We start from the raw sequence: 17,092 nt of genomic DNA, 5'->3' as shown, positions 1-17,092 counted from the left end.
GCTGTGATGGACGGCGTGACTGCTTCCCTGGAGGTCTCCGGCCTCGCCTTCGCCTACCCCGACGGCCACCAGGCCCTGTTCGGCGTGGACTTCTCCCTCGCGCGCGGCGAGCGGGTCGCGCTGCTCGGCCCGAACGGCGCCGGCAAGACCACGCTCGTGCTCCACCTCAACGGCATCCTCACCGGCGGCACCGGCACGGTCACGGTGGCCGGACTGCCGGTCGGCAAGCGGCACATGGCGGAGATCAGGCGGCGCGTCGGCATCGTCTTCCAGGACCCCGACGACCAGCTGTTCATGCCGACCGTGCGGGAGGACGTGGCGTTCGGCCCGGCGGCGGCCGGGCTGAAGGGCGCCGCGCTGGAGGAGCGCGTGGACCGCGCCCTGGCCCGGGTCGGCATGGCGGAGTTCAAGGACCGGCCCCCGCACCACCTCTCCTTCGGCCAGCGGCGCCGGGTGGCCGTGGCGACCGTCCTCGCCATGGAGCCGGAGATCCTGGTCCTGGACGAGCCGTCCTCCAACCTCGACCCGGCCTCCCGCCGGGAACTGGCCGACATCCTGCGCTCCCTGGACGTCACCGTCCTGATGGTCACGCACGACCTGCCGTACGCGCTGGAGCTGTGCCCGCGCTCCCTGGTCCTCAGCGACGGGGTGATCGCGGCGGACGGCCCGACGGCGGACCTCCTCGCCGACGAGGCGCTGATGCGCGCCCACCGTCTGGAGCTGCCGTACGGTTTCGATCCGCGTTCGGTATCGGCGGCGCCCGGCCGTCCGTAGACAATGGGCGCGTGACGAACGAGAAGCCGACCGCGGAGAGCGCCTCACTGCTGCTCGACGAGCAGCTGTGCTTCGCGCTGTACGCCGCCCAGCGCGCGGTGACGTCCGCGTACCGTCCGCTGCTGGACGGGCTGGGCCTGACGTATCCGCAGTACCTGGTGCTGCTGGTGCTCTGGGACCGCGGCGAGACGACCGTCAAGGAGCTGGCGTCCGCCCTGCGGCTGGACTACGGCACGATGTCGCCGCTGCTCAAACGGCTGGAGGCGGCCGGCCTGGTGCGCCGGGAGCGCGCGGCGCACGACGAACGCACGGTGCGCATCGCGCTCACCGGCCGGGGCGAGGAGCTGCGCGAACGCGCGGCGGTGGTGCCGGGCGCGCTGCTGTCGGTGGCGGAGCTGACCGGGCCGGAGGTGGCCCGGCTGCGGGAGCAGCTGTGGCAGCTGGCGCACCGGGCGGACGCGGCGGCGGAACGGGCCCGCTGATCCGGGCGCGCCCGCGGCAACATCGGCGTAACGATCCTGCGCTGCGGGCGCGGCCCAGGAATCGCAGGCGGTCCGCCGCCGTTGCACCCACCGTCGCAGGCGAGTGGAAGGGACCGACGGACGTGGACGTGCACGGCACAGTGGCCGAGGGCTTCGAGCCGGTGAGGGCGGCGTTCGCACGGAACTTCGACACGCTCGGCGAGCGGGGCGCGGCGGTCGCCGTCTACCGGGACGGCCGCCGGGTCGTGGACCTGTGGGCCGGAGTGAAGGACGTCGACGGCAGCGAACCCTGGCGGCAGGAGACCGTGCAGGTGGTGCGCTCCGCTACGAAGGGCGTCGCCGCCGCCGTGCTCCTGCTGCTGCACCAGCGCGGCGAGCTGGACCTGGACGCGCCGGTCGCCGAGCACTGGCCGGAGTTCAAGGCGCACGGCAAGGAACATCTGCTGGTCCGGCACGTGCTGAACCACCGCGCCGGACTGCCCGTCCTGGACCGTCCGCTCACCCCGCGGGAGGCGGCCGACCCGCGGCGGGCCGCCGAGGCGGTCGCCGCGCAGGCCCCCGTGTGGGAGCCGGGCACCGACCACGGCTACCACGCGCTGACGTACGGCTGGCTCCTCGACGAGCTGGTGCGGCGCGTCACGGGCCGGGGGTCCGGTCAGTGGATCGCGTCGGAGATCGCCGCTCCGCTGGGCCTGGACCTGTGGGTGGGGCTGCCTCAGGCGCAGGCGCACCGCGTCGGCACCGTCGGCCGGATCGAGGGGCCCGAACCGTCCGGGGTGCTGCGCGCCCGCCCGAAGCGGTCGGTCACCGACGCCTACGCCGACCCCGCCTCCCTCACCCGCCGCGCCTTCGCCGCGATCACCCCGTTCCCGGACCAGAACGACCCGGAGTTCCGCGCGGCGGCCCTGCCCGCCGCGAATGGCATCGCGACGGCCGACGGCCTCGCTCGTTTCTACGCGTCACTGATCGGCCCGGTCGACGGCACCCGCCTGTTCGACCCGGCCACCGTGGAACGCGCCCGCGCCGAGGAGTCCGCCGGCCCCGACCGCGTCCTGGTCGTCGGCACCCGTTTCGGTCTCGGCTACATGCTGCACGGCAGCGCCTCCCCGTTCCTGGCCCCGGGCTCGTTCGGCCATCCCGGCCGCGGCGGCTCCCTCGGCTTCGCCGACCCGGAGTCCGGCATCGCCTTCGGCTACGTCACCAACGGCTTCCGCAGGACGGTGACGGCGGACCCCAGGGCCCAGGCACTGGTACGGGCGGTACGGCAGTCGCTCACGCAGCTCACGCCGTGAGCCGACTCGGGTCCGGCCCCCGTGACCACCGCACGGCCGCGGAGCCCGGACCCGGCGGGCGCGACTAGACGTGGATCGGGTGCGAGGTGCGGCCCGACGCCGCGTCGATCTCGTTGTGCGCCTTGGTGAGCAGCTGCATGGCGAGCTCGTTCAACGCCCGTGCGCCGGCGACCTCCTCCCCGACCCTCGGCTGATTCGCGTCGGTCCGGTGCCGGCTCGCGTGCCCGCTCGCCCGCACCTCGGTCCCGTCGGGCAGCCGGACCATCGCGACCGCGCGCGTGTGCTGGTCGTCCTCCATGAACTCCAGCTCCACATGCCAGCCCACTGCGGTGTGCATCATGACGATCACCTCCGGAACACCTCTCATTCCAGGGTGCTCCTCGTCCCGCCGCGCTGCACCCGCCCGCGCTGCGGTTCCCGCCCGCGCCCGCCCTACCTCCGGTGCGGCGCGCCGGCGGGCCGGCCGGCATGGGTGACCGCGGCGAGCAGCACGGCCGCGGTGACCGGCCGGGTCACGAAGTCTGCGGCTGCTCGCGCACGTCCACCACCGTGGCACCGGCGTGGGCCACGAGGTCCTCGGGCGACATGGGGAAGACGGTGTGCGGGTCACCCGCGGCCGCCCACACCACGTCGTGCGCGAGCAGCGACCGGTCGGCGAGCACCCTCGTCCTCGTACGGTGCCCGAAGGGCGGTACGCCCCCGATGGCGTACCCGGTCGTCTCCCGTACGACGTCGGCCTTGGCCCGCGTCACCTTCTCGGCGCCGAGTTCCTTGCGGACCAGCTCCACGTCGACCCGCGAGGCCCCGTCCATCAGCACCAGCACCGGCTCCCCGTCCGCCGCGAAGACCAGTGACTTGCAGATCTCACTCAGCTCGCATCCGAGCGCGGCTGCGGCCTCGGCGGCGGTACGGGTCGCGTCCGGGAACCGGCGGATCCGGGTGTGCAGGTCGATCAGCCCTAGCTCACGCAGAGCCTCGGCGAAACGGGGGTGGGCGAGTGATTCCGAGGACGTCATGCCCGGCAGGCTAGCGGTCGGATACGTGGCCCACGAAGGAATTCCAGGTGCGTGGCGTGACCGTGAGGTGCGGGGCCTCGGCGGTCTTGGAGTCGCGGATGTGGACGGTGGCGGGGGCTATGGCGACTTCGACGCAGTCGCCGGGTTCGCCGCTGCTGCTGTAGCTGCTCTTGAACCAGTGGAGTTCCGTGGTGCTCATAGTCTCCCCAGCGCTTTCTCGATGAAGATCAACGACTCCCTCGGAGGGAGGGCCTGGGCCCGGATCGTCCCATAACGCAATTCAAGGATACGAAGATCCCTTGGGTTTGAGGTCGGGCGGCCGTTGAAGGCACCGTCGGAACGACCGATCGCCGTGCCGTCGTCGAACTTGAGCACCTCGATCAGTCCCTGCGTTCCGGCGTGCTCGTCGCGGTCGGTCGGCATGACCTGGATCGAGACGTTCCGCAACTGGCCCACCACCAGAAGGTGTTCGAGCTGTCGACGCATTACCGCCTTCCCTCCAAGTGGCCGCTCCAGGGTCACCTGTTCCTGGACGAAGCTGAGCGCTGGAGCCGGGTCGTCCCTTTCGAAGATCGACGCACGATCCGTCCGGGCGGCCACCTCCCGCTCGATCACTTCCGGCGAGAGCGGGGGCTGCGTCATCTCGAACAGCGCCTTGGCGTACTCACGCGTCTGCAACAGGCCGTGGATGTTGTGGTTGTTGTAGTACAGCTGCTCGACCGCTCGTGCCTCCATGTCGGCCAGCCGCCGCACCTTCTTCGGATACCGGGCCTTCCTCATGTCCTCCATGAAGGCGCGCAGATGCCCCTGCGCGTTCAGTACCGTGTCCGCCCTGTCCAGGAACTCCGGCCTGGGAATCCGTTGTCCCCGCTCCATCTTGCGGATCATGTCCTCGCCGTAGCCCATGGACTCCCCGAGGTCGACCGCCCGCATTCCCGCCGCTTCTCGGCAGACCTTGAGCAGATGCCCCACCGCCTGCACCACCGGCTCGATCTCGTCCCCGGGCTCGACATCCCAACCCGACTCGTCCACACCTCGGTTGGTCACAGCCATCCACCTCCAACGCGCTTGTCCACTCGTACAACTCCGCAGACAGCCGGGACAGCACGGGACAACGGCGAGACAGTTCTCCTACGCCCTGGCATCAGCGCAGCTCAAGGCAGACACGCTCCGCCACTCTGGGTGACGTGAACCACGAGATGAGTGTCCCCGACCATGAACTCACCCACCACGTCGGCAACTTCAGCGTGCTGCTGTCCCCGACTCCGCGCAGTGCCCGCCTCGCCCGGCTCCTCGCGAGGCGGCACCTCCGCGGCTGGGGACTCCCGTCGGACCCGGCGGAGCTGATCGTCGCCGAGCTGGCCACCAACGCGGCCACGCACGGCCGCGTGACCGGCCGCGACTTCCGCCTGGCCCTCCACGTCGTCGCGGACACCCTGCGCATCGAGGTCACGGACACCCGCGCCGACCGCCTGCCCCACCTCGCCCCGCCGCCCGCTCCCGACGCCGAGTCCGGCCGGGGCCTGCTGCTCGTGGAGGCGCTCGCCGACCGCTGGGGCGTCGCTCGGGGGCCGTACCCGCGCAAGACGGTGTGGGCGGAGCTGACGGTGCGGACCGGTGAACCGGAAGCGTGCGAGATCGACCGGATCGTCGATGGGCGCATGACGAACCGGGCCGCCGGCGTCCCGTTCGAGGACGTCCTGCGGGAGACACGGGAGCGTCGCGAGTGAACGGACCGGCATGAAGCACGGGTACCTGCGCATGCGGCCCGTTCCGTCCCGCCGGCATGAGGAAGCCGGTGAGGGCACCCCGTCCCCACGGAGCCCTCACCGGCTGGTTCGGTGTCGCGCCGGGCCGTCAGGCCCGCACGAGTTCCCGGTCCTCGTCCTTCGGGTCGCCCTCCGTGCGCAGGCTCTCGCCCTCGACGTCCACGTTGGGCAGGGCGCGGTCCAGCCACTTCGGCAGCCACCAGGCCCGCTTGCCGAGCAGGGCGAGGACGGCCGGGACGATCGCCATGCGGACGACGAACGCGTCGAAGAGGACGGCGACCGCGAGACCGAAGCCGATCATCTTGACCATCGAGTCGCTGGACCCGATGAAGCCGGAGAAGACCGCGATCATGATGACCGCCGCCGCGGTGACCACCCGGGCGCTGTACCTGAACCCGGTCACCACGGCCTGGCCCGGCTTCTCGCCGTGGACGTAGGCCTCCCGGATGCGGGTGACGAGGAAGACCTCGTAGTCCATGGCCAGTCCGAAGACCACGCCGACCATGAAGATCGGCATCATCGACATGATCGGGCCGGTCTCCTCGACGCCCATCAGGCCGGACAGCCAGCCCCACTGGTAGACCGCGACGACCGCGCCGAGGGCCGCCATCACGGAGAGCAGGAAGCCGAGGGCCGCCTTCAGCGGGACCAGGATCGAGCGGAACACCACGATCAGGAGCAGGAAGGCCAGTCCGACGACCAGGATCAGGTACGGGGCCAGCGCGTCGTTGAGCTTCTGCGACACGTCGATGTTCATGGCGGTGGCGCCGGTGACGAGGACGTCGGCCCCGGTGTCGGAGCCGATGTCGGCGCCCGTGTCACGGATGTCGTGCACCAGGTCCTCGGTCGTGACCGACGAGGGCTTGGCGTCCGGGATCACGGTGATCGTCGCGGTGTCGCCCGCCTTGTTGGGCTGGGCCGGGCCGACGTTCACGACGTTGTCGAGGCCCTTGATGTCCTCGCCGGTCTGCCGGAAGGCGGCCTGCGGGTCGTCGCTGTCCTTGGCGTCGACCACGACCACCAGCGGGCCGTTGAAGCCCGGGCCGAAGCCCTCGGAGAGCAGGTCGTAGGCGCGGCGCTGGGTGGTGGAGGTCGGCTGGGAGCCGTCGTCGGGCAGGCCCAGTTCCAGCGAGGCGGCCGGGACGGCGGCGGCGCCGAGGCCGATGACGCCGAGCAGGAGCACCGCCAGCGGACGGCGCACGACGAAGCTCGCCCAGCGGGTGCCCATGTTCGGGCGCTGCGGCTTCTTCGCGGCGCGGCCGCCGCCGAGCAGCTTGCTCTTCTCGCCGGCCGGGCGGACCCGGCGGCCCGCGTAGCCGAGCAGCGCCGGGATGAGGGTGAGGGCGATGAGGACGGCGAGGGCGACGGTGCCGGCCGCGGCGACGCCCATCTTGGTCAGCATCGGGATGTTGACGACGGCGAGACCGACCAGGGCGATGACGACGGTGAGGCCGGCGAAGACCACGGCGGAGCCCGCCGTGCCGACGGCCCGGCCGGCCGCCTCCTCGCGGTCCCGGCCCTCGGCCAGTTCGGCGCGGTAGCGGGAGACGACGAAGAGCGCGTAGTCGATGCCGACGGCGAGGCCGATCATCGAGGCGAGGATGGAGGTGGTGGAGCCGAGGTCCAGGGTGCTGGCCAGCGCGGTGATGCTCGCGACGCCGATGCCGACGCCGACGATCGCGGTGACCAGCGGCAGTCCGGCCGCGAGCAGCGAGCCGAAGGTGATGACCAGGACGACCGCGGCGACACCGATGCCGATGATCTCGGCGGACCCGGTGTGCGGGACGGTCTGGAGGGCGTCACCGCCGATCTCCACGGTCAGCCCGGACTTGCGGGCGTCCTCGGCGGCGCCTTCCAGGGCGTCGCGGGAGGAGTCCTCCAGCTCCATGCCGGAGACCTTGTAGCTCACCGAGGCGTAGGCGATGGTGCCGTCCCGGCTGATGCCGCCGGCCTGGTAGGGGTCGGTGACGACGGCGACCTCGGAGCCGTCGGCGAGCGCGTCGACGGTGTTCCGGACGGCCTTCTTGTTCTCGGCGTCGGTCATCTTCTCGCCGGCCGGTGCCTTGAAGACGACGCGTGCGGTCGCCCCGTCGGCGCTGGAGCCGGGGAAGCGTTCGTCCAGCAGGTCGAAGGCCTTCTGGGCCTCGGTGCCGGGGATGGAGAAGGAGGAGTTGCCGGCGGCGGGCGCGCCGGCCGCGCCGACGCCCGCGAGCGCCAGCAGCGCCACCCAGAAGAGGGCTACGAGATGCCGTCGCCGGAAGGCGAACCGGCCGAGTCGGTAGAGGAAAGTGGCCACGAGGGCGTACTCCCGGTCAGGTCGTGGTTGCTTCGGGGCAGGTGTGATCAGCCCGACGACGTGAGCGGTGACGTCAGGTGGTGGCTGACTGGGGGACGGTCAGTGGAGGGGCACGCCGAGGGCGGGGAGGACCACGGCGTCGATGTACGAGAGCAGGAAGTCCCGGGTGGGCGGCAGGTCGTCGATCAGCGTCCGGGTGGCGAACGCGCCGACGAGCATGTGCACCAGGTACTCCAGCGCCGGGTTGTCGGGGCGGACCTCGCCCCGGTCGACCGCGCGCCGGACCATGCGCCGGAACTCCTCCATCTCCGGTTCCACCAGGAGTTCCTTGAACGCCTGGCGCAGGTCGTCGTTGGTGTGGACGGCCATGGCCAGCGCCCGCATCAGGGCGGCGTTCTGCTCCATGGCGCAGTCGTCCTCACGTACGGCGATGGCGTGCAGGTCGCCGCGGAGGGAACCGGTGTCGATGTCGGCGAGGCCGCCGGGTTTCTGGCTGCGCATCGCTCTGACCACCAGCTCGGCCTTGCCGCCCCACTGGCGGTAGAGGGTGGCCTTGCTGGACCTCGTGCGGGCGGCCACGGCGTCCATGGTGACGGCGTCGTAGCCGACCTCGCGGAGCAGGTCGAGCACGGCCGCGTACAGCTCGGCCTCGCGCTCGGGGGTGATCCGGCTGCGACGTGTCGTCGCGACGTCACTCATCCCGTCCCACCTTCCGCTCCGTCGTCCGGCCGGGCCGAACGACACGGTTTCGTACACGTACGACGATACTCCCGGCCGCTAGCGAAACGAAACGGTTTCGTTCGTGTTCTGCGTCACGGTTGTCGGTTTCTCATAAGTTGCCGGGGTCCGTACCCGGGAAAAGCATGGGGAGGGTGACCTATCTGCGTCTGCCGCACCTCAAGGACGACCTGCTGTGCTTCGTGGCCGAGGACGACCTCTGGCTCGCCCCGCTCGACGGCCGGGGCCGCGCCTGGCGGCTCACCGTCGACCGCACCCGGCTCGGCCACCCCCGCTTCTCCCCCGACGGCCGCCACATCGCGTACACGAGCTGGCGCAGCCTCGACCCGGAGGTGCACCTCGTCCCGGTGGACGGCGGACCGGGCGAACGCCTCACCTACTGGGGCAACGCCGACACCCGGGTCTGCGGCTGGACGCCGCCCGACGAGGACGGTCACGCCGAGATCCTCGCCGTCGCCTCGCACGGCGAACCGTTCTCCCACTTCACCTGGGCCTACAAGCTCGGCTGCGACGGCAGCCCCGGCCGCAAGCTGCCCTGGGGCCCGGTCTCCGACCTCCAGGTCGCCGACATCGCCGGGGAGCGCAAATCGCTGCTGCTCACCGGCACCCCGCCGCACGAACCGGCCTCCTGGAAGCGCTACCGGGGCGGCGCCACGGGCAGGCTGTGGCTGCACGGCCGGCGGCTGCTCGAAGGGCTCGGCGGCCATCTGCACTCGCCGATGTTCGTCGACGGCCGGATCGCCTTCCTCTCCGACCACGAGGGCGTCGGCAACCTCTACTCGTGCGCGTACGACGGCTCCGACCTGCGCCGCCACACCGACCACGACGCCTTCTACGCCCGGCACGCCTCCGGCGACGGCATCCGGGTCGTCTACCAGTGCGCCGGCGACCTGTGGCTGGTGGACGACCTGTCCCCGGGTTCCGTCCCACGCCGCCTCGACGTGACGCTGAGCGGCCCGCGCGCCGGACGCCGCCGCTACCAGGTGCCGGCCGCCCGGCACCTCGACGGCATCTCCGTCGACGAGACCGGCCGGGCCAGCGCCGTCGTCGTCCGCGGCAGCCTGTACTGGCTCACCCACCGCGACGGCCCCGCCCGCACCCTCACCGACACCCCGGGCGTCCGGGTGCGGCTGCCGGAGATGCTCGGCGCCGGCGGTCGGGTCGCCTACGTGACGGACGCCGAGGGCGAGGACGCCGTCGAGATCGCCTCGCTGCCCCGGGCCAGCGGCCAGCGCCCGCCCCGGCGGCTGGCCGCCGGGAGGCTGGGCCGGGTGCTGGAGATGGTGTCCGACCCGGACGGGGACCGGCTGGCCGTCGCCGCGCACGACGGACGGCTGCTGCTGGTCGGTACCGGCGAGTCGGCGGACGGCCCGGCCGGCGAGGTCACCGAGCTGATCCGCTCGGTCAACGGCCCGGTGCGCGACCTCGCCTTCTCCCCCGACGGGGCGTGGCTGGCCTGGTCCCACCCGGGCATCGGGCGGTCGCTGCGGCAGATCAAACTCGCCCGGATCGCCGACCGGCTGGTCGTCGACGTCACCAACGGCCGCTTCGAGGACGAGAATCCGGTCTTCACCCGGGACGGCCGCTATCTCGCCTTCCTGTCCTGGCGCGGCTTCGACCCGGTGTACGACGTGCACACCGGCGACCTGTCGTTCCCGCTGGGCTGCCGCCCGTACCTGGTGCCGCTGTCCTCCGCGACGCCGTCGCCGTTCGCGCTGAACCCCGAGGGCCGGCCGGCGGCCGGGGGTCTGGACCCGGTGGAGCGCGAGGACGCCGGGGAGGGCGGCGAGAGCGGCACGGTGACCGTGGAGGCGGAGGGCCTGGAGAGCAGGGTCACGCCGTTCCCGGTCGCCGCCTCCAAGTACTCGGGGCTGTATCCGGTCGCGGGCTGCGGGCTGGTGTGGCTGCGCTGGCCGATCTCCGGCGCGCTCGGCGAGACCTTCGCCAACCCGGACGACACCAGCGGCCGGCCCACCCTGGAGCACTTCTCCATCGGCCGGGCACGGAAGTCCGAACTCGTCGCCAACCTGGACTTCTTCGCGGTCAGCGGCGACGGCACCCGGCTGGTCGTGGCCGACGAGGGCGAGCTGCGCGCGGTGCCCGCCACCGAGCCCGGCGACAGCGACTCCACGGTGTGGATCGACTCCCGGCGCATCCTGCACGAGGTGGACCCGGCGGCCGAGTGGCGCCAGGCGTACGCGGAGGCCGGGCGGCTGATCCGCGCCTACTTCTGGGAGCCCGGCATGTGCGGCATCGACTGGGACGCGGTCCTGGACCAGTACCGCCCGCTGGTCGAACGGGTCGCCACGCCGGACGAGTTCGCCGATCTGCTGCGCGAGGTCCTCGGCGAACTCGGCACCTCCCACGCCTATGTCACCGCCGCCCGCCGCAACGAGGGCCCGCCGCACTACCAGCGCCCGCAGGGCCTGCTCGGCGCCGGCCTCGTGCCCCGGGAGGACGGCTGGACGGTCAAGCGGATCCTGCCCGGCGACTCCTCCGACTCCCGGGCCCGCTCACCGCTGGCCGGCACCGGCATCCGCGAGGGCGCGGTCCTCACCCATGTCGACGGCCGCCCGGTCGACCCGGTCACCGGCCCGTACCCGCTGCTCGCGGGTGCGGGCGGTACGACGGTGGAGCTGACCTTCCGCCCGGCCGCCGACCGCAACGGCCCTCACGCGGACGGCGCTTCGGACCCGCAGGACGAGGCCCCGCCGCGGCGGGTCGCGGTCGTCCCGCTGGTCGACGAGACGCCGCTGCGCTACCAGGACTGGGTGGCCAAACGCCGTGCCGTGGTACGGAGGTTGAGCGGCGGCCGGTGCGGCTACCTGCACATCCCCGACATGGGCGGCTCGGGCTGGGCCCAGTTCAACCGCGACCTGCGCATGGAGATGTCCCGGCCCGCGCTGATCGTGGACGTGCGCGGCAACGCCGGCGGCCACATCAGCGAACTCGTCGTCGAGAAGCTGACCCGCACCATCATCGGCTGGGACCTCACCCGCGACGCCCAGCCCGTCTCGTACGCCTCCAACGCCCCGCGCGGGCCGGTGGTGGCGCTGGCGGACGAGGCGACCAGCTCCGACGGCGACATGATCACCGCCGCGTTCAAACTGCTGCGGCTGGGCCCGGTGGTGGGCCAGCGCACCTGGGGCGGCGTGGTCGGCATGACCGGCCGGCACCGGCTCGGGGACGGCACGGTGATCACGGTGCCGATGAACGCGGCCTGGTTCGACGCGTACGGCTGGTCGGTGGAGAACAAGGGCGTCGCCCCCGACCTGGAGGCGCTGCGCACCCCGCTGGACTGGGCCGAGGGCCGCTACGCCCAGCTCGACGACGCCGTACGGCTGGCCCTGGAGCTGCTGGAGACCAACCCGCCGGCCACACCCCCGTCCTACCGCGACGTCCCCGACCGCTCCCGTCCGAAGCTGCCGCCGAGAACATGAGAAGGGGTGCCCTTCGCCAGGGCACCCCTTCCGCTGCGGCGCACGACGTCAGGCGTCGGGCGTCAGGCGTCGTAGTCCTGGTCGAGACGGTCCTCGGACTCGCGCCCGCGCTGCGGCTCGTCCATGTCCTCGTCCCGGCGGCGGCCACGGTTCTGCAGCTGCTCCTTGCCCTGCTGGGCGCGCTGCTTCGCCTGCTGCTGGAACTGCTCGGACTTCTCCTGGAACTGGTCCTTCATGCCCATGTGGGTTCACTCCCGTGTGGGGTGGGGGAACTTGCCCGACCAGATTCACACGGGCCGTCACCCTGCGCATGTCGATCAGTCACGCACCGTGGCGCGGTGCTGCTCGTCGGCGTTGCCGCCCGCCCCGACCAGCCCGGTGCGGACGTCGGCGAGCCGGTCCGCGAACCGCCGCATCTCCCGCTGGCCCACGCTCCCGATGAGCGCCGGCAGGTAGCCGCGGACGCCCTGCATGCCGCGCAGCCACCACTGCCCGTACACATGAGCCGACCGCCGCTCGATCCCGGCCACCAGCCGGTCCACCGCCGGGCCCAGCGGATAGGTCTTGTTGGACGGCCACGGCAGCCGCTGCCGCAACTCCCGCATCACGTCGTCCTGATCGGCCCCGCGCACCATGTCCGTGTCGGTCCACGACAGATAGCCGACGCCGACCTTCACGCCCCGGTACCCGACCTCGGCCCGCAGGCTGTGCGCGTACGCCTCCACACCGGACTTGGAGGCGCAGTACGCGCTCATCATCGGCGCCGGGGTGATCGCGGCGAGCGAGGCGATCTGGAGGAGGTAGCCGCGGCTCTCGACGAGCTGCGGCAGGAACGCCCGCGCGGTGACCGCCGATCCGATCAGGTTCACCTCGATCACCCGCCGCCAGGCCTCCGGGTCGGACTCGATGAACGGACCGCCGGTCGCCACACCGGCGTTGGCGACGACGATGTCGACCCTGCCGAACCGCGCCTTGACCTCCGCCGCGACCCGGGCCATCGCCTCGTGGTCGGTGACGTCGGCGTACCAGTGGTCGCTGTCGCTGTGCAGCCGCGCGGAGACGTCCTTGAGCGCGTCCGGCTCCAGCCCGACCAGCGCCACCCGCACCCCGCGCGCGGAGAGCTTGCGGGCCAGCAACTCCCCGACACCGCGCGCCGCTCCGGTGACGACGGCGACCTTTCCTTCGAGACTGACCCTGCTCATGCGCTCTCCTCGGCGGGTACGGCGGGCTGGTGGGCGGTCACATGGGTGGCGACGAGGTCCCGGATCCTGCCGGTGACCGTGCCGGGCGCCTCGACGGGTGTCATGTGGCCGATGCCGGGCAGTTCGGTGACGCCGGTGCACTGCGGCAGCGCGGCGGCCAGTTCGCGGGCGTGCACGGGCGGGGTGAGCCGGTCGGCGGTGCCGACGACGATCTCCGTGGGCACCCGCAACTCCCGTACGCCGTGACCGAGGTCGAGCGTGGCGAGCACGTGCGACCAGGCGTGGCGGACGGTGCGCGGGCAGGCGTGCACGATCCGGGCGCACGCCTCGATCATGTCCGGTGCCGACGCCGGGCCCATGGTCCCGTACCTGAGGATCCGGCGGGCGAGCGGTGTGACCGGCCCGAGCGGTACGCGGGAGCCGAGGATCTGCCGGGTCAGCCAGGTGCGGGCCCGCCCCGGCCGTATCGGCACCACGGTCGACTCGGCGACCAGCCGCGAACTGCCGGTGCTGCACAGCAGGACGGCCGCGGCGTGCGCGCGGAAGACGGGCCGGGCGGCGGCGGCCATGACCGTCATCCCGCCCATGGAGTGCCCGGCGATCACGGCCCGTTCACCGGGCGCGAGGGTGGCGGAGAGCACGGCCTCCAGGTCGTCGGCGAGCGCGTCCGTGCTGCACGCGGGGCTCGCGGGCGTCCGTCCGTGGCCGCGCTGGTCGTAGGCGATGACCCGGTGGTCGGCGGCCAGTTCGCGGATCTGCGCCGCCCAGAAGGCGGTGGAGCAGGTCCAGCCGTGGGAGAGGACGACCGCGGGCGCCTCCGCGGGCCCGTGCACCTCGACGTGCAGCCGGGTGCCGTCGGCGGACCGGGCGGTGAGTTCGCGGGCGGCGGCGGGCGGGGCGTACGGGCCGGAGGTGACGTGGGTGAGGCGGCTCATGCGGTCACCTCGGCGTTCTCCCGGTCGGCGTCGCCGGTTCCGGCCGGCGCCCGCAGCACCGCGTACTCGGCGAGGTCCACGCTGCGCGTCGCACGCCGGAACTCGCTCGTCGTACCGGGCCAGATGGTGGTGTTGCGTCCACTGGCGTCCAGGTACCAGCTGGTGCAGCCGCCGGTGTTCCACACGGTGCGCTTCATCCGCTCCTGCACCCGGTGGTTCCAGGCGCTCACGGCGCTGGGGCGGGCGTCGAGGGCGGCCCGGCCGCCGAGGACGTCGAGCTGGCGGAGGTAGTCGGCCATGTAGTTCAGCTGGGACTCGATCATGAGGATCATGGAGGAGTTCCCGAGGCCGGTGTTGGGCCCGATGATCGTCATCCAGTTGGGGAACCCGGCGGCCGAGGCGCCGCGCAGCGCCTGCATCCCGCCCGCCCAGGTCTCGGCGAGGGTCCTGCCCTCGGCCCCGACGACCCGCTCGGCGATGGGCATGTCGGTCACGTGGAACCCGGTGCCGAACACGATCGCGTCGACCTCGGTCTCGGTGCCGTCGGCCGCCACCAGGGTCGACCCGCGCACCTCGCTCAGCCCGGCGACGACGTCCACGTTGGGCTGCGCGAGCGCCGGGTAGTAGGTGCTGGACAGCAGGATCCGCTTGCAGCCGATGCGGTAGTCCGGGGTGAGTTTGGCGCGCAGGGCCGGATCCTTGATCGCCCGGCCCATGTTGCGCTTGGCCAGCTGCTCGACGAAGCCGAGCTCGCCGGGGTGCTTGGTGAACGCCTGCACCTGCAACTCCCGTACGCCCCACAGCAGTCCGCGGCGCAGCTTGGTGGTGAAGGGCAGCGCGCGGTGCAGGGCGCGCTCGGCGCCGCTGATGGGGCGGTCCATGCGGGGCAGCACCCAGGCGGGCGTGCGCTGGAAGAGGGTCAGCTGCGCGACCTCGGGCTGGATGGCGGGCACGATCTGGATCGCGGACGCGCCGGTGCCGATCATGGCGACCCGCTTGCCGCGCAGGTCGTAGTCGTGGTCCCAGCGGGCGGAGTGGAACACCTTGCCGGGGAAGGTGTCCAGGCCCGGGACGTCGGGGATCTTCGGGTCGGACAGCGGGCCGGTCGCGGACACGACCACGTCGGCGCTGAGGTGGCCGCTGCTGGTCTCGATGTCCCAGCGCAGCCGCTCGGTGTCCCACGTCATCCGCTTCACCTCGGAGTTGAAGCGGATGTGGGGCCGCAGTCCGAAGACGTCGGTGACGTGCTCCAGGTAGGCCCGGATGTGCTCCTGTCCGGAGAAGGAGCGGGGCCAGTCGGGGTTGGGCGCGAAGGAGAAGGAGTACAGGTGCGACGGCACGTCGCACGCGCATCCGGGGTAGCTGTTGTCGCGCCAGGTGCCGCCGACGCTGCCCGCCCGTTCCAGGACGACGAAGTCGGTGATTCCCTCACGCCGCAGCCGTACGGCGGCCCCGAGTCCGCCGAACCCCGACCCGACCACCGCCACCCGCACATGCTCATGTCCGTGCTCGGCCATCCCGAAGCCTCCACGCATCGCTCAGAACCCTGCCAGTGAACACTGGCGCAATGGGGAGAGTAGAGCAGCTCCGTACTGATGGGTAGGGGGTGTGCAAGGAAAGTTACCGCCGGTACGGCCTAGGCTTCTGACGTGGCAGAGGACATCGCAGAACCCGGCGAGCGGCGCGAGTACCGCATGGAGGAGCTGGCCCGCCTGGCCGGCATCACGGTGCGCACCCTGCGCTTCTACCGCGAACGCAAACTGATCCCGCCACCCCGCCGCGAGGGCCGCATCGCCTGGTACGACGACCACCACCTGGCCCGCCTGCGCACCATCACGGCGCTGCTGGAACGCGGCCACACCCTGAACGGCATAGCGGAACTCGCCGAGGCCTTCGACCACGGCCGGGACGTCGGCGAACTCCTCGGCATGGAGGCCCCCACCGAGGAGACCCCGGTCCGCCTCACCCCCGAGGAACTCGCCGACCACTTCGCCGGACAGGTCACGCCCGAGAACCTGGCCGCCGCGCTGGACCTCGGCTACCTCGGCGTCGACGGCGAGGAGATCGTCCACATCAGCCGCCGCCTGCTGGACGTCTCCTCGGCCCTGGTCCGCGAGGGCATCCCGCTCGCGGAGGTGCTGCGCACCGGCGCGGAGGTGCGCGTCCACGCCGACGCGCTGGCCGACCTCTTCGCCACCCTGATCCTCCGCCACGCCCCGGAGGAAGCCGTGCACCGCCTGCGCCCGCTGGCCCGCAGCGTGGTCGACGCGGAACTCTCCCTGGCCATGGACCGGCGCCTGGGCCGGCGGACCGACTAGCGCTCGTACACCACCGTCACCGGCGCGTGGTCCGACCAGCGCTCGGCGTGCGTGGCGGCCCGCTCGACGTACGCCTTGACCGCGCGGTTCGCGAGCCCCGGCGTCGCCATCTGGTAGTCGATCCGCCACCCGGTGTCGTTGTCGAACGCCCGCCCCCGGTACGACCACCAGGAGTACGGCCCGTCCACGTCCGGGTGCAGCGCCCGTACGACGTCGACGTACCCGCCCTCCGCCGGGTCGAGGACGCGCGAGAGCCACTGGCGCTCCTCCGGCAGGAACCCGGAGTTCTTGGTGTTGCCGCGCCAGTTCTTCAGGTCGGCCTTCTCGTGGGCGATGTTCCAGTCCCCGCAGACCACGACCTCCCGCCCCTCGGCGGCGGCCCGCTCCCTCAGCCCCTTGAGGTACGTCAGGAACTCGTCCATGAACCGCCCCTTCTCGTCCTGCCGCTCCGTGCCGACCTCCCCGGACGGCAGGTACAGCGAGGCGACGGTCACACCGGGCAGGTCGGCCTCCACGTACCGCCCGCTGCCGTCGAACTCCTCCGACCCGAAACCGACCCGGACCCGGTCCGGCTCACGCCGGCTGTACAGCGAGACGCCCGCGCGCCCCTTCGCCGCCGCGGGCGCGTGCACCACGTGCCATCCCTCGGGCTCCCGCACCTGCTCCGGCAGTTGCTGCGCCTCCGCCCGTACCTCCTGCAGACACAGCACATCGGCGGAGGTCCCGGCCAGCCACTCCACGAAGCCCTTCTTCGCGGCGGCCCGCAGTCCATTGACGTTGACGGAGGTCACAGTGAGCATCAGGGCACGATACGACACGCCGGGCCCGAG

General features: G+C 72.3%; 17 protein-coding genes. 6 read left to right on the top strand and 11 right to left on the bottom strand.

The window, feature by feature from the left end:
• The first annotated feature begins 6 nt into the window (after positions 1 to 6).
• From FGW31_RS20285 to FGW31_RS20275, 3 genes are all read left to right on the top strand, one after another.
• The gene (locus FGW31_RS20285) at positions 7 to 774 is read left to right on the top strand and encodes an energy-coupling factor ABC transporter ATP-binding protein (RefSeq protein ID WP_142195004.1); all 768 of its coding nucleotides are present in this window, start codon (positions 7 to 9) and stop codon (positions 772 to 774) included.
• An 11-nt stretch (positions 775 to 785) separates the two neighbouring features.
• The gene (locus tag FGW31_RS20280; RefSeq protein WP_142194849.1) at positions 786 to 1,256 is read left to right on the top strand and encodes a MarR family winged helix-turn-helix transcriptional regulator; all 471 of its coding nucleotides are present in this window, start codon (positions 786 to 788) and stop codon (positions 1,254 to 1,256) included.
• Between the two features lie 122 nt (positions 1,257 to 1,378).
• Positions 1,379 to 2,548, top strand: a complete 1,170-nt coding sequence (locus FGW31_RS20275) for a serine hydrolase domain-containing protein (RefSeq protein ID WP_142194848.1) — start codon at positions 1,379 to 1,381, stop codon at positions 2,546 to 2,548.
• A 64-nt stretch (positions 2,549 to 2,612) separates the two neighbouring features.
• Here the strand turns inward: FGW31_RS20275 and FGW31_RS20270 are convergent, their stop codons facing one another.
• The 4 genes from FGW31_RS20270 to FGW31_RS20255 all read right to left on the bottom strand — a co-directional run bounded on the left by FGW31_RS20270 (position 2,613) and on the right by FGW31_RS20255 (position 4,617).
• Positions 2,613 to 2,888 carry a DUF1876 domain-containing protein gene (locus FGW31_RS20270; protein WP_142194847.1) on the bottom strand — a complete coding sequence of 92 codons (276 nt, stop codon included), beginning with the start codon at positions 2,886 to 2,888 and terminating at the stop codon, positions 2,613 to 2,615.
• Between the two features lie 172 nt (positions 2,889 to 3,060).
• Positions 3,061 to 3,564 (bottom strand): YbaK/EbsC family protein, encoded by a 504-nt coding sequence (locus tag FGW31_RS20265; RefSeq protein ID WP_142194846.1) that lies wholly within the window; start codon positions 3,562 to 3,564, stop codon positions 3,061 to 3,063.
• Positions 3,565 to 3,574: 10 nt separating this feature from the next.
• The gene (locus FGW31_RS20260) at positions 3,575 to 3,763 is read right to left on the bottom strand and encodes a DUF397 domain-containing protein (RefSeq protein WP_142194845.1); all 189 of its coding nucleotides are present in this window, start codon (positions 3,761 to 3,763) and stop codon (positions 3,575 to 3,577) included.
• Positions 3,760 to 4,617, bottom strand: coding sequence for a helix-turn-helix domain-containing protein (locus FGW31_RS20255; RefSeq protein ID WP_142194844.1), 858 nt, complete (start codon positions 4,615 to 4,617; stop codon positions 3,760 to 3,762). The genes FGW31_RS20260 and FGW31_RS20255 overlap by 4 nt, the downstream gene beginning before the upstream one ends.
• 146 nt (positions 4,618 to 4,763) lie before the next feature.
• Here FGW31_RS20255 and FGW31_RS20250 point away from each other — a divergent pair, with 146 nt between their 5' ends.
• On the top strand, positions 4,764 to 5,294 hold the full coding sequence (locus tag FGW31_RS20250; protein ID WP_142195003.1) for an ATP-binding protein: 531 nt from the start codon (positions 4,764 to 4,766) through the stop codon (positions 5,292 to 5,294).
• A gap of 127 nt (positions 5,295 to 5,421) precedes the next feature.
• On the opposite strand, the gene FGW31_RS20245 is transcribed toward FGW31_RS20250, so the two are convergent.
• Positions 5,422 to 7,629: an MMPL family transporter gene (locus FGW31_RS20245; RefSeq protein ID WP_142194843.1), complete on the bottom strand. Its 2,208-nt coding sequence runs from the start codon at positions 7,627 to 7,629 to the stop codon at positions 5,422 to 5,424.
• 99 nt (positions 7,630 to 7,728) lie between these two features.
• Complete coding sequence (locus tag FGW31_RS20240; RefSeq protein ID WP_142194842.1) at positions 7,729 to 8,328, bottom strand: TetR/AcrR family transcriptional regulator; 600 nt, start codon at positions 8,326 to 8,328, stop codon at positions 7,729 to 7,731.
• Between the two features lie 173 nt (positions 8,329 to 8,501).
• Between FGW31_RS20240 and FGW31_RS20235 the strand changes: the two genes are divergently transcribed.
• Positions 8,502 to 11,807 carry a S41 family peptidase gene (locus FGW31_RS20235; protein WP_142194841.1) on the top strand — a complete coding sequence of 1,102 codons (3,306 nt, stop codon included), beginning with the start codon at positions 8,502 to 8,504 and terminating at the stop codon, positions 11,805 to 11,807.
• Positions 11,808 to 11,869: 62 nt separating this feature from the next.
• On the opposite strand, the gene FGW31_RS20230 is transcribed toward FGW31_RS20235, so the two are convergent.
• The 4 genes from FGW31_RS20230 to FGW31_RS20215 all read right to left on the bottom strand — a co-directional run bounded on the left by FGW31_RS20230 (position 11,870) and on the right by FGW31_RS20215 (position 15,461).
• Positions 11,870 to 12,049, bottom strand: coding sequence for a hypothetical protein (locus tag FGW31_RS20230; RefSeq protein WP_142194840.1), 180 nt, complete (start codon positions 12,047 to 12,049; stop codon positions 11,870 to 11,872).
• 75 nt (positions 12,050 to 12,124) lie between these two features.
• On the bottom strand, positions 12,125 to 13,009 hold the full coding sequence (locus FGW31_RS20225) for an SDR family oxidoreductase (RefSeq protein WP_142194839.1): 885 nt from the start codon (positions 13,007 to 13,009) through the stop codon (positions 12,125 to 12,127).
• Positions 13,006 to 13,944 (bottom strand): alpha/beta fold hydrolase, encoded by a 939-nt coding sequence (locus FGW31_RS20220; RefSeq protein ID WP_142194838.1) that lies wholly within the window; start codon positions 13,942 to 13,944, stop codon positions 13,006 to 13,008. Before FGW31_RS20220 ends, FGW31_RS20225 begins: the two co-directional genes overlap by 4 nt.
• Positions 13,941 to 15,461: a flavin-containing monooxygenase gene (locus FGW31_RS20215; RefSeq protein WP_142194837.1), complete on the bottom strand. Its 1,521-nt coding sequence runs from the start codon at positions 15,459 to 15,461 to the stop codon at positions 13,941 to 13,943. Before FGW31_RS20215 ends, FGW31_RS20220 begins: the two co-directional genes overlap by 4 nt.
• Positions 15,462 to 15,638: 177 nt before the next feature.
• Here FGW31_RS20215 and FGW31_RS20210 point away from each other — a divergent pair, with 177 nt between their 5' ends.
• Positions 15,639 to 16,262, top strand: coding sequence for a MerR family transcriptional regulator (locus FGW31_RS20210; protein WP_142195002.1), 624 nt, complete (start codon positions 15,639 to 15,641; stop codon positions 16,260 to 16,262).
• Here FGW31_RS20210 and FGW31_RS20205 read toward each other — a convergent pair.
• Complete coding sequence (locus FGW31_RS20205) at positions 16,259 to 17,062, bottom strand: exodeoxyribonuclease III (RefSeq protein ID WP_142194836.1); 804 nt, start codon at positions 17,060 to 17,062, stop codon at positions 16,259 to 16,261. The two genes, FGW31_RS20210 and FGW31_RS20205, sit on opposite strands and share 4 nt — an antisense overlap.
• Positions 17,063 to 17,092: the final 30 nt, after the last annotated feature.

It is taken from the genome of Streptomyces calvus, assembly GCF_006782915.1.
GTDB classification, from domain to species: domain Bacteria; phylum Actinomycetota; class Actinomycetes; order Streptomycetales; family Streptomycetaceae; genus Streptomyces; species Streptomyces calvus.
The sequence above is the reverse complement of the archived record's forward strand: the minus strand, read 5'-3'. Positions and strand labels throughout refer to the sequence as shown.